The sequence below is a fragment of the Nocardia neocaledoniensis genome (assembly GCF_003182135.1).
In the GTDB taxonomy this organism is placed as follows: Bacteria; Actinomycetota; Actinomycetes; order Mycobacteriales; family Mycobacteriaceae; genus Nocardia; species Nocardia neocaledoniensis.
The window spans coordinates 165,035-182,713 of record NZ_QGTL01000003.1 but is presented as its reverse complement, the minus strand read 5'-3'; the positions used below and the strand labels follow the sequence as shown (position 1 = coordinate 182,713).

The following is a 17,679-nucleotide window of genomic DNA, read 5'->3' as shown; positions in this document are numbered from 1 at the left end:
CCGTGTTCCCCCAGAACACGGGCCACTCGCCGGGTCGCACGCTTTCATGGGGGATTTGTGCATCGTGACCTGCTGCCCTGGCCTGCGGGCTTCGGCTCGCAGCAGCCCAGGTACCTCATCGCCGGGGCGATCGTGGCGACGTTCGTCCCGGGAACGATGCTGTTCCTGGCGGGCTTTCTCACTGCGGTCGAAGACGCCGACGTGCCGCTCGCGGTGTTCTGCGGGTCGGGTGCCGCGATGTGTGGGTTCGGCCTGCTCGGTCTCCCCGTCTTCGTCCGGGAGATCCGCATCGACGCGACCGCGCACCGCATCGACCCGGCTCTGCTCTATCACCTGATCCGGTTCTATCGCGCCGAGGCGAATCGTCGCCCCGAACTCGGGACCGAGGCCGCTCTCGCACGGGTTCGGGAGGGGGACCTGGCAGTCTGATGCCCGTGGTGGGATAACTCACGGTCGGGTCGGGTAGCGATCGGGGGGTGGGGGTCGTTGCATGGAGGCGTGACTTCTTCCCTCTCCACCGCTGACCGCGTCGAGACGCCCCGCACGAGCTGGCACGTCCCCGCGATGCTGGCGTTGGCGCTGGGTGGGTTCGGTATCGGGACCACCGAGTTCGTGACCATGGGGTTGCTGCCCGACATCGCCGCCGACTTCGGTGTCTCCGAGCCGACGGCGGGGCACGCGGTGTCGGCGTACGCGCTCGGAGTCGTGGTGGGCGCTCCGCTGATCGCGGCGCTGGCCGCGCGGGTGCCGCGCAAGAAGCTGCTCATCGCGCTGATGGTGGCGTTCACCATCGGCAACGCGGCGACCGTGCTCGCGCCGACGTTCGGCACCCTCACCCTGGCCCGGTTCGTCTCCGGCCTCCCGCACGGCGCCTACTTCGGCGTGGCCTCGCTGGCCGCCGCGACCCTGGCGCCGGTCGGGCAGCGGGCCAAGGCGGTGGCCGCGGTGATGCTCGGCTTGAGCGTGGCCAATGTGATCGGCGTGCCCGGCGCGACCTGGCTCGGACAGCATCTGGGTTGGCGCGACGCGTATGTGGTGGTCGCCGTGATCGGCGTGGCGACGGTGGCCGCGCTGTGGCGGTTCGTGCCCGACCTGTCCGGAATGAAGGTCACCAACCCGATCACCGAACTCGGCGCGCTGCGCAGGCCGCAGGTGCTGCTCACGCTGGCCGTCGGCGCGATCGGCTTCGGCGGCATGTTCGCCGTGTACACCTACATCGCCACCACCATGACCGATGTGGCCGGCATGCCGATCGGCGCGGTCCCGGTCGTGCTCGCCCTGTTCGGGCTGGGCATGATCGCGGGCAACATCCTCGGCGGCGTCCTGGCCGATCGCGGCGTCGACCGCTCGATCTTCGCCGCGCTGCTGGCGATGGTGGTGATCCTGGCCGGCTTCGTCCTGGCCGCGCACAACCCGATCACCGCGGGCGTCGGCGCGTTCCTGGTCGGCGCGTCCGGCGCCGCCCTGGCCCCCGGCCTGCAGACCCGCCTCATGGACGTGGCCGCCGACGCGCAAACCCTCGCCGCCGCCCTCAACCACGCCGCCCTCAACATGGCCAACGCGGCAGGCGCCTGGCTGGGCGGCCTGGTGATCGCCGCGGGCTTGGGCTACACCGCCCCTGCCCTGGTCGGCGCGGTCCTGGCGGTCCTCGGTGTCCTGCTGTTCACGGTCACCGTGTGGCTCCAGCGCGCGCCGCGCAACACGCCGTAGTTGATTCGAAAGTATCTTCGATTGGCCGTACGTTGCGGCGCATGCCGAGCTACCTCCACGTTCTGCGATTTCACCGATGTCGGTCCCAAGGAGTTCCGGGGCGATCTTGCGTTGAGTACGCATGATGCTCGAGATCGTCCCGTACTCGGTGTTTGTGTCGAAGTGCAGTTGGACCGCAAGGACGTACGCCGGTGGAAGTGGCCGGTATACCTCACCACGTTGCGCGCTCGGCTCTGCTGTCCGGTGGTGCTACTCGTGGTCACGCCGAGCCACAGCGTCGCGAAATGGGCGGAGATGCCGATCGAACTCGACACCTTCGGGTCGGTCATCCAGCCCCAGGTGCTCGGGCCCGACCGCTTTCCCCTGGTCACCGACCCCGATGAAGCCAGGAGGTGCCCAGGACGCGCGGTACTCTCGGCCATGGCACACGGGGCGGGACCACACATGGACGAGGTTCTGTCGGCGTTCCTGTCCGGCTTGATGAATACCGACGACGAACATGCGAAAATGTACCTCGACCTGGTTGACGAGGCGTTGACCATAGCGGCGAGCCGACGTCTGGAGGAACTTGTGAAGAGCACTCCCGAGTACCGTGGCCGCATCGCCACCAAGTATGTGGCGAAGGGTCGGGAAGAAGGGCGGGCGGAGGAGGCAGCGCACGCGGTCCTCACCGTGCTGACCGCCCGCGGACTCGAGCTCTCCGCTGCGCAGCGCGCTCGTCTCGCCGAATGCACCGACCTCGGTCAGCTCAATGCATGGCTGGTGCAGGCGGTCACCGCGACACGGACCGACGAACTCTTCGACTGAAGGCATGCGCGCCCGCCGCTCTGCGACCGGCCGGATGGACGTCCCGGGAAAGGCCTAGTCAGGACCAGTCCGGACGCGAAGCCGGACCATCGGCAACGTGCCCACCGGCGTGCCGGTCGCCCGTTCGATGGTGGCCCGGAGCTTGTCCCAGGCGCGCGGATGAGCTTGCGCGTACCGCGTGAGGGCCTGCGCCGATTCCTCCTCGGTCATCGGGGTGGCGAGGGCGGGGACGAGTCGCCGGAACCACCACGAGACCCGGACGTGCGGGTCGGCGACGACATTGCGGTACCACTGCGCGCCGGTGCCGAACCCCGAGACACTCTCGCAGCGTAACTCTCACCCCGCGCGGGGATCAGCGTTCACCGGCCGGGCGCGCCCAGCCGACACTGAGCTGCACCGCCCGCTGCCACCGCTCGTACTCCTCGTCGCGGACCGCTCGGTCGTCGCGCGGCACCCACTGCGCCGCCACCCGCCAATTACCCCGCAGCCCTTGCAGATCCGGCCAATATCCGACGGCCAGTCCGGCCGCGTAGGCGGCGCCGAGGGAGACCGTCTCGGTCACCAGCGGGCGCATCACCGGCACACCGAGCACGTCGGCGATGATCTGCATGAGCAGATTGTTGGCCGCCATCCCGCCCGCGACCCGCAGCGACCCGGCCCGGAGCCCGGCGTCGGCGTTCATCGCCTCGACGACGTCGCGGGTCTGCCACGCGGTGGCCTCGAGCACCGCGCGCGCCAGGTGCCCCTTGGTGACATACGAGGTCAGCCCGATCAGCAGGCCCCTGGCGTCGCTGCGCCAATGCGGCGCGTAGAGCCCGGAGAAGGCCGGGACCAGGTAGCAGCCGCCGTTGTCGTCGACGGTGCCTGCGAGCGTTTCGATCTCGGGCGCGGTGGCGATCAGGCCGACGATGTCGCGTACCCACTGCACCAGCGATCCGGTGACCGCGATCGGCCCCTCCAGCGCGTACACCGGTTCGGGGCCCACCTGATAACCGATGGTGGTGAGCAGTCCGTGCCGCGAGCGGATCAGTTCGGTGCCGGTGTTCATCATGAGGAATCCGCCGGTGCCGTAGGTACATTCGGTCTCGCCGGGCGCGAAGCAGGTCTGGCCGAACAGCGCGGCGTGCTGGTCGCCGAGGGCGGCGCCGATCCGCACTCCGGGCGCCACCGTGCGCGCTGTCCCGAAATCGCCGGTAGACGGCTCGATGCGGGGGAGCATGGCGCGGGGAATGTCGAAGAACCGCAACAGTTCCGCGTCCCATTGCCGGGTGGCCAGGTTCATGAGCAGCGTGCGGCCGGCGTTGGTGACGTCGGTGACGTGGACGCCGGTGAGGTTCCAGATCAGCCAGGACTCCATGGTCCCGAACAGCACCTCACCCCGTTCGGCGCGCGCCCGCAGCCCCTCGACGTGGTCGAGCAGCCAGCGCAGCCGGGGCGCGGCGAAATAGGTGGCCAGCGGCAGCCCGCTCAACTCTGTGATCCGGTGTGCGCCGGGCGCTTTCCGATACTCCTCGACGAGCTCCTCGGTGCGGATGTCCTGCCAGACGATGGCCGGACGCACCGGCACCCCGGTCCCGCGGTCCCACACCACGGTCGTCTCGCGCTGATTGGCGATCCCGATCGCCGCGACCTGCTCGACGGTGATCCCGGCATCCCGCAGCGCCGCGGGCACGAGGCGCTCGACCGTCCGCCAGATCTCCATGGCGTCCTGCTCCACCCACCCCGAACGCGGATACCGCTGACGATGCGCGCGCTGCGCCAGCCCCACCAGCCGCGCGTGCCGGTCGAACACGATGCACCGGGTGGAGGTGGTGCCCTGATCGATGGCGACTACGAACCGTTGCGTCACCGGAGCCTCCCGTTCATCGTGCCGCGGGCCTCGCACCTGCCGTCGGCCCGCTGCCACCCCGCGAACCGCGCCGATGGCCGCAGCGGCGAGTTCGTCTTCGGCGCGGCGGTGCGCATCATCGGACCGCCCCGAGATCGCGATGGACAGCCTGAGCGGCAGCACGTACCCGTTCGGCAGCGGCCGGTCGGATCTGTAATCGGTTGTCGCACAATCGCTCTGGCGGCCCTGTGATGCCGATGGCGGCGACCACCAGGCCGCCCCTGGCCCGGATCGGCGCGGCGATGCCTGCCTGGCCGGTCCGATACTCCTCGATCTCACCGGCCCAGCCGGTACGCCGCACCTCGGCGATCGCCCGGTCCAGCGCGGACCGATCGACGATGGTGCGCCGTGTAAAAGACTGCAGTGCACCGGTTTCGGTCGCCGCGTCGTAGGCGAGCAGTACCTTGCCCAAGGCGGTCGCGTGCGCGGGCAGCACCTCGCCGACGGCGAGCACCTGCTCGGTGTTGTCGGGTCGGAAGACGTGATGCACCACCGTCACTCCGGCAGGGCGCGCCACGGCCATCCGCACCGACTCGCCGGTCCGTGCGGCGAGCGCGTCGGCCCGGTGGATCGCGCGCGATCGCAACTCGTTGACGTCGAGATGGTCGCTGCCGAGTTCGCCGAGTGCCGGCCCGAGCAGATACCGGCCCGTCGCCGGATCCTGGTCGACGAAGCCCACTCCGAGCAGGGTGCGCAGGATCCCGTGCGCGGTGGGTTTGGCCAGGTCGAGCGCGGCCGCGATCTCGCCCACCGCCAGCGGCCCGGATCCGCGGGCGAGCAGTCGCAGCACCGCTGCGGCGCGTTCGATCGACTGGATCGGTCCGGGCACGATCCGAATCTAGCAGCCCTTGCGTTCAGCATTGTCGAACGGCAGCCGTGGCGTCCGGGTTGTCCCGTTTCTAGCGTGGAGCGCGGGCCCGGCGGCGACCGTGCGCCCGGTGGACGGACTCGACGGCGAGTCCCTCGAAAGGACCGCGATGAACCGGTATGTGGGTGCGATCGACCAGGGCACGACGTCGACGCGCTTCATGGTTTTCGACCACACGGGCAGCGTGATCGCCCGGCACCAGCTCGAACACGAGCAGATCATGCCGAGAGCGGGCTGGGTCGAACACAATCCGGACGAGATCTGGGAGCGCACCCGCACCGTCGTCAAGACCGCGCTGGCCACCGCCGATCTCACCGCCGCCGATCTGGCCGCGATCGGGGTCACCAACCAGCGCGAGACCACCGTCGTCTGGAACCGCCACACCGGCCGCCCGTACTACAACGCGATCGTCTGGCAGGACACCCGCACCGACCGCCTCATCGCCGCGCTCGACGCGGCCGGGCACACCGATCTGATCCGCGAGCGGACCGGATTGCCCCCCGCCCCGTACTTCTCGGGCGGCAAGCTGCGCTGGATCCTCGACAACGTCGAGGGCGTGCGGGCCGACGCCGAACGCGGTGACGCCCTGTTCGGCACCCTCGACACCTGGCTGATCTGGAACCTCACCGGCGGTGTCCGCGGCGGCGTGCACGTCACCGATCCCACCAACGCCTCGCGCACCATGCTCATGGACCTCGAGACGCTGCGCTGGGACGACGAACTCCTGCGGATCTTCGACATCCCGCGCGCCGTGCTGCCCGCCATCGCGCCGTCGTCGAACCCGGCCGGTTTCGGCACCACGAATCCCGACGGCCCGTTCAAGGGCGCGGTCCCGATCGCCGGCGTCCTCGGCGACCAGCAGGCCGCGAGCGTCGGGCAGGTGTGTTTCCAGCCGGGCGAGGCCAAGAACACCTATGGCACCGGCAATTTCCTGATGCTCAACACCGGCACCGAGATCGTCCGCTCGAACCACGGCCTGATCACCACCGTCGCTTACCGCTTCGGCGACGACAAACCGGTCTACGCGCTGGAGGGCTCGATCGCGGTCACCGGGTCGGCCGTGCAGTGGCTGCGTGATCAGCTCGGCGTCATCGCGGGTGCGGCGCAGATCGAGGACCTGGCCGGGCAGGTCGCCGACTCCGGTGGCGTGTACTTCGTGCCCGCGTTCTCCGGTCTGTTCGCGCCGTACTGGCGCCCCGACGCGCGCGGCGCGGTCGTCGGCCTGTCGCGATACAGCAACAACGCCCACTTGGCCAGGGCGACACTGGAATCCATCGCCTACCAGACCCGCGACGTGGTCGAGGCGATGCAGCGCGATTCCGGCGTGCGGCTGGCGACGCTGCGGGTCGACGGCGGCGTCACCATGAACAAGCTCGCCATGCAGATCCAGGCCGACCTGCTCGGCGTCCCGGTCTCGCGGCCGGTCGTCGCCGAGACCACCGCGCTCGGCGCCGCCTACGCGGCCGGGCTCGCGGTCGGGGTCTGGGACTCCACCGACGAACTGCTCGCGAACTGGCACGAAGACGTCCGCTGGTTCCCCTCCTGGTCCGGCGAGCAGCGCGAACGCGGCTACCGCCGCTGGCACAAGGCCGTCGAACGCACCCTCGACTGGGCCGAACTCGACTGATGCACGATCACCTCGACAAGGAGCAAGCCGTGTCCGTTTCCCTGGACCCCACCTACCGCGCCGCGGCGATCGCCGCCCTAGGCGACCGCGAGATCGATGTGCTGGTGATCGGCGGCGGTGTCACCGGCGCGGGCGCCGCGCTCGACGCGGCCTCGCGCGGCCTGTCGGTGACCCTCGTCGAGGCCCGCGATTTCGCCGCGGGCACCTCGAGCCGCTCGTCCAAGCTCATCCACGGCGGTCTGCGCTATCTCGAGCAGCTGGACTTCGCGCTGGTCCGCGAGGCGCTGAAAGAGCGTGGGCTGTTGCTGAACACGCTCGCCCCGCACCTGGTGCATCCGGTGCCGTTCCTGTTCCCGCTGCGGCATCGGGTCTGGGAGCGCGCCTACATCGGCGCGGGCGTCGCGCTCTACGACACCCTCGGCGGAGCGCGCGCGGTGCCCATGCACAAGCACCTGACCCGTTCCGGCGCACTGGAACTCGCCCCCGCCCTGCGCGAGGACGCGATGACCGGTGCGATCCGCTACTACGACGCCCAGGTCGACGACGCCCGCCACACCATGATGATCGCCAGGACCGCCGCCGAACACGGCGCGACCGTGCTGACCCGCACCAAGGTCACCGGGCTCGTGCGCGACGGCGAGCAGGTCGTCGGCGCCCACGTGGTCGACCTGGAAACCGGTGCCGCCCACACGATCCGGGCCCGCAGCGTGATCAGCGCGACCGGGGTGTGGACCGACGACATGATCAAGATGACCGGCGTCGACTTCCCGTTCCACGTGCAGATGTCCAAGGGCGTGCACATCCTGGTGCCGCGCGACCGGCTCGACCTGCGCACCGGCCTGATCATGCGCACCGAGAAGTCGGTGCTGTTCGTGATCCCGTGGGCCGAGCACTGGATCATCGGCACCACCGACACCGCGTGGTCGCTGGACAAGGACCACCCCACGGCCACCGCCGCCGACGTCCAGTACATTCTCGACCACGTCAACGCGCTGCTGCGCGAGCCGCTGACCAGGGCCGACATCGTCGGCACCTACGCCGGGCTGCGCCCGCTGATGACCGGCGCGTCCAAGGAGACCGCCAAGCTGTCCCGTGAGCACGCCGTCGCCGAGCCGGTGCCGGGGCTGTTCGTGATCGCCGGCGGCAAGTACACGACCTACCGGGTGATGGCCGCCGATGTCGTCGACGCAGTCACCGCCCGGCTCGGTGGTGACATCCCCGCCTCCGGAACGGCGCGGCTGCCGATCGTCGGTGCGCAGGGGTATGCCGAGATGCTCGCCGAGGCCGCCGAGCTGGCCGCGTCGGTGGGCCTGCCGCTCGAGGTCGTCGAGCACCTGCTCGGGCGCTACGGCTCGCTGGCCACCGACATCTTCGAGCTGATCGCGGCCGATGCCACGCTGCGGCAGCCGATTCCGGGTGCCCCCGACTACCTCGCCGCGGAGGCCGTCTACGCGGTGACCCACGAGGGCGCGCTGCACCTGGACGACCTGCTCACCCGCCGCACCCGCATCTCCATCGAGGTCCCGGACCGCGGCCTGGCCGCCGCGCCGGAGATCGCCCGGCTGATCGCGCCGCTGCTCGGCTGGGATGACGAGCGGACGAACGCCGAGATCAACCGCTACTTCGATCGGGTGCACGCCGAACTGGCCGCCAACGAGGCGGGTGACGACGAATCGGCGAACTCCGCCCGGCTGGTCGCCGTGCGGTGACCGCTTACCAACAGGTCTGTATGTAAGCGGTAAGATCGGCCGATGACCAGCACCGCAGCCGACAGACCGCAGCGGCGGACACAGGAGCAGCGCAGCAGCGAGATGCGCGTCCGCCTGCTCGACGCGACCATCGACTGCCTGGTCGAATACGGCTACGCGGGCACCACCACGCCGCGCGTCGCCGAGCGGGCCGGCGTCACGCGCGGGGCCCAGGTGCACCACTTCGGGTCCAAGCACGATCTCGTGGTCGCCGCGATCAAGCACCTCGCCGAGCGCCGGGTCGCGGCCGCCATGAGCGAGATGACACAGGTGCGGGTGGGCGACGACCCGGTCGGCGCCGCGCTCGAGTTCCTCTGGGACCTGCACCAGGGTCCGCTGTTCATCGCGACGGTGGAGCTGTGGGTGGCGGGCCGCACCGATCCGGTGCTGGCCGCGGCGATGGAGGAGGTCGAGCCCGTGGTCAACACGGCGGTGCTGCGCGCCATCGCCGAACTGATCCCGGACGACCTGCACCGCAAGGGCGCCCGCGACTTCACCTACACCGCCATGGACGCGCTCCGCGGCATCCTCGTCGCCAATTTCGTCGTCCCCGACCCGGAGCGCGCGCACCGCCGCTGGCGTCGTGCCATGGTCGACCTGCGTGCCGCCGCGGCCACGGTGATCGCCTCGGGTCCGCGCTGATCACGAACCGGGGACCGCGGTGATCACCAGCGCGTTCGCGGTGATCGGTTCCGCCCGTGGGGGCGGATGGCTAGCGTGAAGCGCATGGAATCGCACATCGAGCCCTCGTCGGCACCGGCGGTGACGTCGTGAGCCGGGGCACCATCGTGATCACCGGCGCCAGCTCCGGTCTGGGCGCCGAGATGGCCCGCCAGTTCGCCGCACTCGGCTATGACCTCGGCCTGTGCGCGCGCCGCACCGAACGGCTCGACGAGCTGCGCACCGAGATCCTGGCCGCGCACCCCGAGCGGGTCGTGGCGGTGAAACAGCTCGACGTTACCGATGACGCCGCCGTGTTCACCGTCTTCGACGCGTTCGCCGCCGAGTTCGGCGGCATCGACCGGGTGATCGTCAACGCCGGCCTCGGCAAGGGCGCACCGCTGGGCACCGGCAAGCACGCCGCCAACCGGGAGACCGCGGTGGTGAACTTCCTCGCCGCCCTGGCCCAGACCGAGGCCGCGATGTCGATCTTCCGCGCGCAAGGCCGCGGCCACCTGGTGATGATCTCCTCGATCTCCGGCCTGCGCGGCATGCCCAAGACCCTCACCACCTACGCCGCCACCAAGGCGGGCGTCGCCGCGCTCGCCGAGGGGCTGCGCGCCGAAGCCGTTCCCGGCGTTGATGTCTCGGTGATCTACCCGGGCTACATCCGCTCGGAGATGAACGATCGCATCAAGCACGAACCGAAGTTCATGGTGGACACCGAGACCGGCGTGCGCGCCATGGTCGCCGCCATCGAGAAGCGCCGCGCCAAGGCCTATGTGCCGGACTGGCCCTGGATCCCGATCGGCTTCGCCCTGCGCACCCTGCCGCTGCCGCTGGTCCGCAAGCTGCTCTGAGCACGACGAAGGCCGTACCCGGCGAAAGGTGTTCGCCCGGTACGGCCTTCGCGCACGCGGTCAGTGCTGGCGCGGCAGCAGGTGCTTGCCCTCGCGGTCCGTCGACAGCGCCAGCGAGCTGATGTACTGGATCTCGCCCTCGGGCCCCGGCACCGCGGAGGCGATCATGTCGGGCCGCTCGAACTCGAGCCCGGTGACGTGGCAGGGCAGCAGGTCGCCCGACGGGTTGCCGTGCTCGTCGAACATCGGCAGTTCGATGCCGTCGTCGGCGCGGCGCAGGTAGTACTTGCCCTTGGTGAGGACCGCGGTGAGCGGGGTGGCGACGAACGCCACCAGCACCGCGACCAGCGGCGAGTACGGCTTCAGCAGCTCACCGAAGAGTCCGAAGAAGGTCATGATCGACAGCACCGCCGAGAGCCCGAAGCCGACCAGGCCCACCGGGTTGAAGTCGTAGAGCATGCCGCGCCGGAACTCCGGGACCTTCGGCGAGATCTTCAGCAGGTACTTGTTGACCGCGATGTCGGTGGCCACGGTGACGATCCAGGCGATGCCGCAGTTGGCGTAGAAGCCGAGGATGTTGTTGAGGAAGTCGAACATGTCGGCTTCCATCAGCACCAGCGCGATGGCCAGGTTGACCACCAGGAACACCAGCCGGCCCGGGTAGGTCTTGGTGACGCGGGTGTAGGAGTTGGTCCAGGCCAGCGAGCCCGAGTAGGCGTTGGTGACATTGATCTTGATCTGGCTGATCACCACGAGCACCACGGCCAGCGTCATGGCCAGCCAGCCCGGCACCATGTCGCGGTAGATCTCCAGGAACTGGTGCACCGGCTGGTTCGCGATGCCCTGCGCGGCGGGCAGATTGGCGATCAGGTAGACGGCGAGGAACAGGCCGACGACCTGCTTGGCGGCACCGAAGATCACCCAGCCCGGCCCGGCGAGCAGCATCCAGCCCCACCACTTGGCGCGGTTCTCGGGGGTGCGCGGCGGCATGAAGCGCAGGTAGTCGATCTGCTCGGCGATCTGGGCGATCAGCGACAGGCACACACCGGCGGCCAGCAGCGCGCCCGACAGGCTCACCCCGGCGCCGTCCTTGCCGCCGTAGGCGAAGAACGAGCCGACCGAGTCGGGATGGCGCAGCAGCAGAAAGCCGAACGGCGCGACCATCAGCAGCAGCCACAGGGGAGTGGTCCACACCTGCAGTTTGGCCAGCGTGTTCATGCCGTAGATGACCAGCGGGAAGATGATCACCGTCGAGGCCAGATAACCCAGCCAGAGCGGAATTCCGAGGCCCAATTCCAGGCCCTGCGCCATGATCGAACCTTCGAGCGCGAAGAAGATGAAGGTGAACGAGGCGAACACGATATTGGTGATCACCGAGCCGTAATAACCGAATCCGCTGCCGCGCGTTATCAAATCCAGATCGATGTTGTAGCGCGCCGCGTAATAGGCCAGCGGGAAGCCGGTGAGCATCACGACGACGGCGAAGATACCGATCCCGATCAGCGCGTTTCCGGTGCCGTGGGCGATACCGATATTCGCGCCGATGGCGAAATCGGCCAGATACGCGATGCCGCCGAGCGCCGAGATGCCGACCACCGCCGGGCTCCATTTGCGGTAGCTCCGCGGGGCGAAACGCAGCGTGTAGTCCTCGAGTGTCTCTTTGGCGGCGGTATCTGCTCCGGCCATTGCCTCTCTCCCTCATCTGCTCGCCCCACGAATTCGTGCGACTCACCGACGGTCCTCGATGGATGTAGACGGCAATTTTCCGAACCGTTACGCCGCTGTTACGCACCCCGATGGTGACCGGCGTCACCGAAACCGTTGTGAAGATACATGCAGAGCTGTATGTTTGTGGCCACGCGCGAGGATGGGAGATCGATGGCGAACAAGGTCTATGTGATCGGCGTCGGGATGACGAAGTTCGAGAAGCCGGGCCGCAGGCAGGTCGAGGAGGCCGATGGAACCACCAGGGCCTGGGATTATCCGGACATGGCCCGCGAGTCGGGCACCAAGGCGCTGGCCGATGCGGGCATCGACTACCGCGAGGTCGAGCAGGCCTACGTGGGCTACGTCTACGGCGAGTCCACGTCCGGTCAGCGCGCGGTCTACGAGCTGGGCATGACAGGCATCCCGGTCGTCAACGTCAACAACAACTGTTCGACCGGCTCGACCGCGCTCTACCTCGCGGCCCAGGCGATTCGGGGTGGCCTGGCCGAGTGCACGCTGGCGCTGGGCTTCGAGAAGATGCAGCCGGGCTCGCTGGCCTCCACCTGGGACGACCGCGAGCAGCCGATGGGTAAGCACGTGCTGGCCCTGGCCGAGATCTCCGAGGTGCTGTTCCCGGTGGCGCCGTGGATGTTCGGCGCGGCGGGCCGCGAGCACATGAAGCAGTACGGCACCACCGCCGAGCACTTCGCCAAGATCGGCCACAAGAACCACAAGCACTCGGTGAACAACCCGTATTCGCAGTTCCAGGACGAATATTCGCTCGACGACATCCTCGGTTCGCGGATGATCTACGACCCGCTCACCAAGCTGCAGTGCTCGCCGACCTCCGACGGTTCGGGCGCGGTGATCCTGGCGAGTGAGGCGTTCGTCGACCGGCACGATCTGTCGGCGCAGGCGGTCGAGATCGTGGGGCAGGCGATGACCACCGACTTCGCCTCGACCTTCGACGGCACCGCCAAGAACCTCATCGGCTACGACATGAATGTCAAAGCGGCGCAGCTGGTGTACGACCAGGCCGGGCTCGGCGCCGAGGACTTCCAGGTGATCGAGCTGCACGACTGCTTCTCCGCCAACGAACTGCTGCTCTACGAGGCGCTCGGGCTGTGTGGCGAGGGCGAGGCCGGGAAGCTGATCGACGCGGGCCAGACCACCTACGGCGGCAAGTGGGTCGTCAACCCCTCCGGCGGACTGATCTCCAAGGGGCATCCACTCGGCGCCACCGGGCTCGCCCAGTGCTCCGAGCTCACCTGGCAGCTGCGCGGCACCGCCGACAAGCGCCAGGTCGGCGACGTCACCGCCGCACTGCAGCACAACATCGGCCTCGGCGGCGCCGCCGTGGTCACCGCCTACCAGCGCGCCGTGCGCTGACCCACAGGAGAACCGACATGGGACACATCGAAGCCACCAAGTCCGTCACCGCGAGCCCCGAGGCCCTGTGGGCGGTCGTCTCCGACCCGCAGACCTGGGACAAGTGGTTCACCATCCACGAGCGGTTCATGGAGGAACCGCCGACGGTGCTCACCGAGGGCGCCGGCCTGGTCGCCAAGATCGTCATGCTCGGCATGGCGAACAAGATGGAGTGGACGGTCAAGGCCGTCGAGGTGCCGAACCGTTTGACGCTCACCGGCGCCGGAATGGCCGGTGTGCGTACCGAATTCACCTTCGACATCCAGCCCGACGGCACCGGCAGCACCATCGTGGTCTCCGGCGATTTCGAGGGCGCCCTGATCAAGGGCGCGCTGGGCAAGGCGGTGGAGAAGGACGGTCACACCCAGCTGGACAAGTCCCTCGACCAGCTCGACGCGCTGGCCTCGGCGTAAGGCGCGCCGATGACAGCGCAGGCAGCGGGCCGGGCGGTCGAGTTCGACGACTCCGGCCTCGAGAAATGGAGTGACGCCGAGCAATTCGCCGTCACCGCCGAGCGGATCGGCGAGTACGCGGCGGCCACCAACGACCCGATCCCGGCGCACCGCGAGGGCGCCGTCGCGCCGCCGGTGTTCGCGATCGTGCCGGTGTTCGAGGCCATGATGATGCCCGTCATCGACGTGGCGCCGATGGACATCTTCGGCCGGGTCGTGCACGGCGAGCAGGACTTCCACTTCCATCGGCCGATCCGGCCCGGTGAGGAATTGACCTCGCGAGCCAAGGCCGTCGGCTACACGAGCAAGTCCACCGGGACCACCATCACGATCCTGGTCGAATGCCGCGACGCGGCGGGCGAACTGGTGAACGAGCAGTACCTGACCGCCTTCTTCCGCAACATCGACGCGGGGAAGTCGGTGGGCGAGCAGGCTCCGGCGCATCGTTTCGACGAGAACCTCAGGGCCACGGCGCCGTTCGCCGTCGTCGAGCACCACGTCGACGACGACCAGACGTTCCGGTACTCGCCCGCCTCCGGCGACCCGGTGCCGCTGCACCTCGACGAGCAGGTCGCCAAGGACGCCGGGCTGCCCGGCATCATCGCGCACGGGCTGTGCACGATGGCGATGGCCTCCTGGGGCGTGCTCACCGCGACCGCGGGCTCGGATGTGCACCGGTTGCGACGGTTCGCGGTGCGCTTCGCCAAGCTCGTGTTCCCCGGCGACGATCTGCAGACCCGGATCTGGCCCGTCACCAGCGCCGACGGCGCCACCACCTACGCCTTCGAGACGGTGCGCGGCGAGGACGTCGTGCTCAGCGACGGCCTCGCCGTGATCGCCGACTGAACCACTCACACACAGGAGTCCTATCCATGAGTTCCCTGGCAGGCAAGGTCGCCGTGATCACCGGCGCCGGGCGCGGCATCGGACGGGAGCACGCGCTGCTGTTCGCCCGCGAAGGCGCCAAGATCGTGGTCAACGATCTGGGCGGCAGCAACGCGGGCGAAGGCGCCGACGTGGGCCCCGCCCAGCAGGTCGTCGACGAGATCCGCGCCGCGGGCGGCGAGGCGGTCGCCAACACCGACAACATCGCGACCTGGGACGGCGCGCGCACCCTGATCGAGCAGGCCGTCGCGGAGTTCGGCGGGCTCGACATCGTCGTGAACAACGCGGGCATCCTGCGCGACGTGTTCGTCGCCGCGATGGACGAGACCCAGTGGGACGCCGTGATCGCCGTGCACCTCAAGGGTCATGCCGCGGTGCTGCACCACGCGGCCGCCTACTGGAAGGCGCAGAGCAAGGCCGGCAACCAGCCCAACGCGGCCGTCATTAACACGGCCTCGGCCTCGGGCGTCACCCTGCCCAACGCGGGCCAGGCCAACTACGGTGCGGCCAAGGCGGGCATCGCGGCGCTCACCCTGGTCGCGGCCGAGGAGCTGGGTCGTTACGGCGTGCGGGTCAACGCGATCGCGCCGATCGCGCGCACCCGGCTCACCCTCGCCACCCCCGGCATGGGGGAGATGTTCGCCGCCGAGGCCGCCGCGGCCGAGGAATCCGGCGGCTTCGACGCGTTCAGTCCCGCCAACATCTCGCCGCTGGTGGCCTACCTGGCCTCCGACAAGTGCCCGATCACCGGCAAGGTGTTCGCCGTGCAGGGCGGCGCCATCTCCGAGCTGGCCGGCTGGCACGACGTGAAGACCATCGAGACCGAAGGGCCGTGGGCGATCGACGACATCGCCGTGCGGCTGCCCTGAGCACGGGAGACGACATGATCGAATGGTCCGAGACGGATCTGATGATCCGCGACGCGGTGCGCACCTTCATCGACAAGGAGGTGCGCCCCCACCTGGACGCCCTCGACAGCGGGGAGATGCTGCCGTACCCGATCCTGCGGAAACTGTTCAGCCAGTTCGGGATCGACGCCATGGGCGAGGACGCTGTCGCCAAGATGCTGGCCAAGGAGGCGGCGGGTTCCGGCGAGAAGTCCGGTGCCGGATCGCCGTTCGGCGGGCAGCAGTCCATGATGGCGGTGCTGATCAGTGAATTGTCCGGCGTCTGCATGGGTTTGGTGTCGGCGCTCGGCGTGAGCATCGGGCTCGGCGCCACCACCATCATGTCGCGGGGCACGCTCGCGCAGAAGGAGCGCTGGCTGGCCGACATCGTGACGTTGCGCAAGGTGGCCTCGTGGGCGATCACCGAGCCCGACTCCGGTTCGGATGCCTTCGGCGGCATGAAGACTCGCGTCGAACGCGATGGCGAGGACTACATTCTCAACGGGCAGAAGACCTTCATCACCAACGGCCCGTGCGCGGACGTGATGATCGTCTATGCCAAGCTCGACGAGGGCGACGGCGCCGACAAGCGTGACCGCAAGGTGCTCACCTTCGTGCTCGACAAAGGCATGGAGGGGCTCACCCAGGGCAAGCCGTTCAAGAAGATGGGCCTGCACTCCTCGCCGACCGGTGAACTGTTCTTCGACAACGTCCGCCTCGGCCGGGACCGGCTGCTCGGCGAGACCGAGGAGCACAAGGGCGGCGACGGACGTGAAAGCGCCAGGGCGAGTTTCACCGCCGAGCGGATCGGCGTGGGATTCATGGCGCTGGGCATCATCGAGGAGTGTCACCGCCTCTGCGTCGACTACGCGCGCAATCGCACGCTGTGGGGACAGGAGATCGGGCGTTTCCAGCTGATCCAGCTCAAGCTGGCGAAGATGGAGGTGGCCCGGATCAACGTGCAGAACATGGTGTTCAACGTGCTCGAGCGCAGCAAGGCGGGCAAGCCGCCGAGCCTGGCCGAGGCGTCGGCGATGAAGCTGTACTGCTCGGAGGCCGCCACCGAGGTGGCCATGGAGGCGGTGCAGTTGTTCGGCGGCAACGGCTACATGAGCGAATACCGGGTGGAACAGCTCGCGCGCGACGCGAAGTCGCTGATGATCTACGCGGGCAGCAACGAGATCCAGGTGACCCACATCGCCAAGGGTCTGCTCGGCAAGTAGCACGGCACGACACCCCGGTCCCGAGGGGCCGGGGTGTCGTCGTGTTCAGACCGCGCGCAGGTGCCCGCGGCTGGCGTAGATGTGCTCGGCGATGAGGGTGGCGATCCGGTCCGGCGCCTCCAGCATCGGCACGTGCCCGACGCCGTGGACCAGGATGCGGTCCGCGGAGTCGGGCAGTTCGCGCAGGTAGCGGGTGGCGTAGACGTGGTTGGGGATGATCCGGTCGTACTCGGCGAGCAGCATCCGCACCGGAGTGGCGAGTTCGCCGAGGTCGTCCATGCCCGGCGCGCGCAGGCTGCCGAGGATGAGCGGGATCATCGCGTCGCAGTGCAGCACGGCCGTGAGGACGGCCGCCAGGTCGCGGCGGGGGACCGCGCCGGTGTTCTTGCTCACCAGGAAGGCGGCCACCTGCTGGATGAGCGCGTTGTTGACCGCAAGACCACCCAGGCGCTTGCCGATCTCCACGAACGGGATCATCGCCGCGAACTTCAGGCCCACCCGGAACTGGCTCAGCGACGGCGAGGCCCAGCCACCGGCCGCCGCCACCGTGGTGAGAGTGCGGGCCCGGCCGCGGCGGGCCAGCTCGAGGCCGACCCAGCCGCCGAGGGAATTGCCCGCGATGTGGCAGGTGCGCCAGCCCAGCTCGTCGAGCTGGTCCTCGATCTGGTCGGCCAGCGCGTACACATCCAGCGACCAGCCCTCCACGCGCGGCCCGCCCCAGTGCCCGGCGAAGGCGGGCGCGTAGACCTCGCAACTGGCCGACATCCGCCGCGCGACCTGCTCCCAACAGTGCGGCGACAACAGGAAACCGTGCAACAGCAGCACCGGGTCACCGGACCCGAGATGCAAGGCCGCGACGGGTGCGGGCGGGGCAGCGGGCTTCGCGGTGCGTGACGTCATCGTCATTCACCCCTTCCTGGACAACGATG

At 69.1% G+C, this 17,679-nt stretch carries 16 protein-coding genes; 12 read left to right on the top strand and 4 right to left on the bottom strand.

Features of this window, described 5'->3' with window-relative positions:
• Window positions 1-57: 57 nt before the first annotated feature.
• The 3 genes from DFR69_RS09095 to DFR69_RS09085 all read left to right on the top strand — a co-directional run bounded on the left by DFR69_RS09095 (window position 58) and on the right by DFR69_RS09085 (window position 2,517).
• Complete coding sequence (locus tag DFR69_RS09095) at window positions 58-429, top strand: hypothetical protein (RefSeq protein WP_110037049.1); 372 nt, start codon at window positions 58-60, stop codon at window positions 427-429.
• A gap of 69 nt (window positions 430-498) precedes the next feature.
• Window positions 499-1,710, top strand: a complete 1,212-nt coding sequence (locus DFR69_RS09090; protein ID WP_373867081.1) for an MFS transporter — start codon at window positions 499-501, stop codon at window positions 1,708-1,710.
• Between the two features lie 255 nt (window positions 1,711-1,965).
• Complete coding sequence (locus DFR69_RS09085) at window positions 1,966-2,517, top strand: hypothetical protein (RefSeq protein ID WP_146229237.1); 552 nt, start codon at window positions 1,966-1,968, stop codon at window positions 2,515-2,517.
• A 352-nt stretch (window positions 2,518-2,869) separates the two neighbouring features.
• On the opposite strand, the gene glpK (DFR69_RS09080) is transcribed toward DFR69_RS09085, so the two are convergent.
• Window positions 2,870-4,366: a glycerol kinase GlpK gene (gene glpK, locus DFR69_RS09080; RefSeq protein WP_110037520.1), complete on the bottom strand. Its 1,497-nt coding sequence runs from the start codon at window positions 4,364-4,366 to the stop codon at window positions 2,870-2,872.
• A gap of 115 nt (window positions 4,367-4,481) precedes the next feature.
• Window positions 4,482-5,234: an IclR family transcriptional regulator gene (locus DFR69_RS09075; protein ID WP_110037046.1), complete on the bottom strand. Its 753-nt coding sequence runs from the start codon at window positions 5,232-5,234 to the stop codon at window positions 4,482-4,484.
• A 148-nt stretch (window positions 5,235-5,382) separates the two neighbouring features.
• Between DFR69_RS09075 and glpK (DFR69_RS09070) the strand changes: the two genes are divergently transcribed.
• The 4 genes from glpK (DFR69_RS09070) to DFR69_RS09055 all read left to right on the top strand — a co-directional run bounded on the left by glpK (DFR69_RS09070) (window position 5,383) and on the right by DFR69_RS09055 (window position 10,168).
• A complete protein-coding gene (gene glpK, locus DFR69_RS09070; protein WP_110037519.1) occupies window positions 5,383-6,900 on the top strand; it encodes a glycerol kinase GlpK in 1,518 nt (505 codons plus the stop codon).
• Entirely contained in the window at window positions 6,900-8,609 is a 1,710-nt protein-coding gene (locus DFR69_RS09065) for a glycerol-3-phosphate dehydrogenase/oxidase (protein ID WP_373867080.1), read from the top strand. Before glpK (DFR69_RS09070) ends, DFR69_RS09065 begins: the two co-directional genes overlap by 1 nt.
• Before the next feature lie 42 nt (window positions 8,610-8,651).
• Window positions 8,652-9,290 carry a TetR/AcrR family transcriptional regulator gene (locus DFR69_RS09060; RefSeq protein ID WP_110037045.1) on the top strand — a complete coding sequence of 213 codons (639 nt, stop codon included), beginning with the start codon at window positions 8,652-8,654 and terminating at the stop codon, window positions 9,288-9,290.
• 128 nt (window positions 9,291-9,418) lie between these two features.
• Entirely contained in the window at window positions 9,419-10,168 is a 750-nt protein-coding gene (locus tag DFR69_RS09055) for an SDR family oxidoreductase (RefSeq protein ID WP_110037044.1), read from the top strand.
• A gap of 60 nt (window positions 10,169-10,228) precedes the next feature.
• Here the strand turns inward: DFR69_RS09055 and DFR69_RS09050 are convergent, their stop codons facing one another.
• Window positions 10,229-11,854 carry a purine-cytosine permease family protein gene (locus DFR69_RS09050; protein WP_110037043.1) on the bottom strand — a complete coding sequence of 542 codons (1,626 nt, stop codon included), beginning with the start codon at window positions 11,852-11,854 and terminating at the stop codon, window positions 10,229-10,231.
• A 192-nt stretch (window positions 11,855-12,046) separates the two neighbouring features.
• Here DFR69_RS09050 and DFR69_RS09045 point away from each other — a divergent pair, with 192 nt between their 5' ends.
• From DFR69_RS09045 to DFR69_RS09025, 5 genes are read left to right on the top strand one after another with little or no spacing between them, the layout of a single operon-like run.
• Window positions 12,047-13,264, top strand: a complete 1,218-nt coding sequence (locus tag DFR69_RS09045; RefSeq protein WP_110037042.1) for a lipid-transfer protein — start codon at window positions 12,047-12,049, stop codon at window positions 13,262-13,264.
• A 17-nt stretch (window positions 13,265-13,281) separates the two neighbouring features.
• Complete coding sequence (locus DFR69_RS09040; RefSeq protein WP_110037041.1) at window positions 13,282-13,716, top strand: type II toxin-antitoxin system Rv0910 family toxin; 435 nt, start codon at window positions 13,282-13,284, stop codon at window positions 13,714-13,716.
• A 9-nt stretch (window positions 13,717-13,725) separates the two neighbouring features.
• A complete protein-coding gene (locus tag DFR69_RS09035) occupies window positions 13,726-14,601 on the top strand; it encodes a MaoC/PaaZ C-terminal domain-containing protein (RefSeq protein ID WP_110037040.1) in 876 nt (291 codons plus the stop codon).
• Window positions 14,602-14,627: 26 nt separating this feature from the next.
• The gene (locus tag DFR69_RS09030) at window positions 14,628-15,509 is read left to right on the top strand and encodes an SDR family oxidoreductase (protein ID WP_167456201.1); all 882 of its coding nucleotides are present in this window, start codon (window positions 14,628-14,630) and stop codon (window positions 15,507-15,509) included.
• Window positions 15,510-15,523: 14 nt separating this feature from the next.
• On the top strand, window positions 15,524-16,750 hold the full coding sequence (locus tag DFR69_RS09025; protein WP_110037039.1) for an acyl-CoA dehydrogenase family protein: 1,227 nt from the start codon (window positions 15,524-15,526) through the stop codon (window positions 16,748-16,750).
• Between the two features lie 45 nt (window positions 16,751-16,795).
• On the opposite strand, the gene DFR69_RS09020 is transcribed toward DFR69_RS09025, so the two are convergent.
• Window positions 16,796-17,650, bottom strand: a complete 855-nt coding sequence (locus DFR69_RS09020; RefSeq protein ID WP_110037516.1) for an alpha/beta fold hydrolase — start codon at window positions 17,648-17,650, stop codon at window positions 16,796-16,798.
• Between the last annotated feature and the right edge of the window lie 29 nt (window positions 17,651-17,679).

What these genes read in the sequence shown, in the direction of transcription:
- DFR69_RS09035 (WP_110037040.1), top strand. Translation starts at nt 13,726, where the DNA reads ATGACAGCGCAGGCAGCGGGCCGGGCGGTCGAGTTCGACGACTCCGGC.
- DFR69_RS09025 (WP_110037039.1), top strand. Translation starts at nt 15,524, where the DNA reads ATGATCGAATGGTCCGAGACGGATCTGATGATCCGCGACGCGGTGCGC.
- DFR69_RS09020 (WP_110037516.1), bottom strand. Translation starts at nt 17,650, where the DNA reads ATGACGTCACGCACCGCGAAGCCCGCTGCCCCGCCCGCACCCGTCGCG.
- DFR69_RS09065 (WP_373867080.1), top strand. Translation starts at nt 6,900, where the DNA reads ATGCACGATCACCTCGACAAGGAGCAAGCCGTGTCCGTTTCCCTGGAC.
- DFR69_RS09045 (WP_110037042.1), top strand. Translation starts at nt 12,047, where the DNA reads ATGGCGAACAAGGTCTATGTGATCGGCGTCGGGATGACGAAGTTCGAG.
- glpK (WP_110037519.1), top strand. Translation starts at nt 5,383, where the DNA reads ATGAACCGGTATGTGGGTGCGATCGACCAGGGCACGACGTCGACGCGC.
- DFR69_RS09040 (WP_110037041.1), top strand. Translation starts at nt 13,282, where the DNA reads ATGGGACACATCGAAGCCACCAAGTCCGTCACCGCGAGCCCCGAGGCC.
- DFR69_RS09030 (WP_167456201.1), top strand. Translation starts at nt 14,628, where the DNA reads ATGAGTTCCCTGGCAGGCAAGGTCGCCGTGATCACCGGCGCCGGGCGC.
- DFR69_RS09060 (WP_110037045.1), top strand. Translation starts at nt 8,652, where the DNA reads ATGACCAGCACCGCAGCCGACAGACCGCAGCGGCGGACACAGGAGCAG.
- DFR69_RS09050 (WP_110037043.1), bottom strand. Translation starts at nt 11,854, where the DNA reads ATGGCCGGAGCAGATACCGCCGCCAAAGAGACACTCGAGGACTACACG.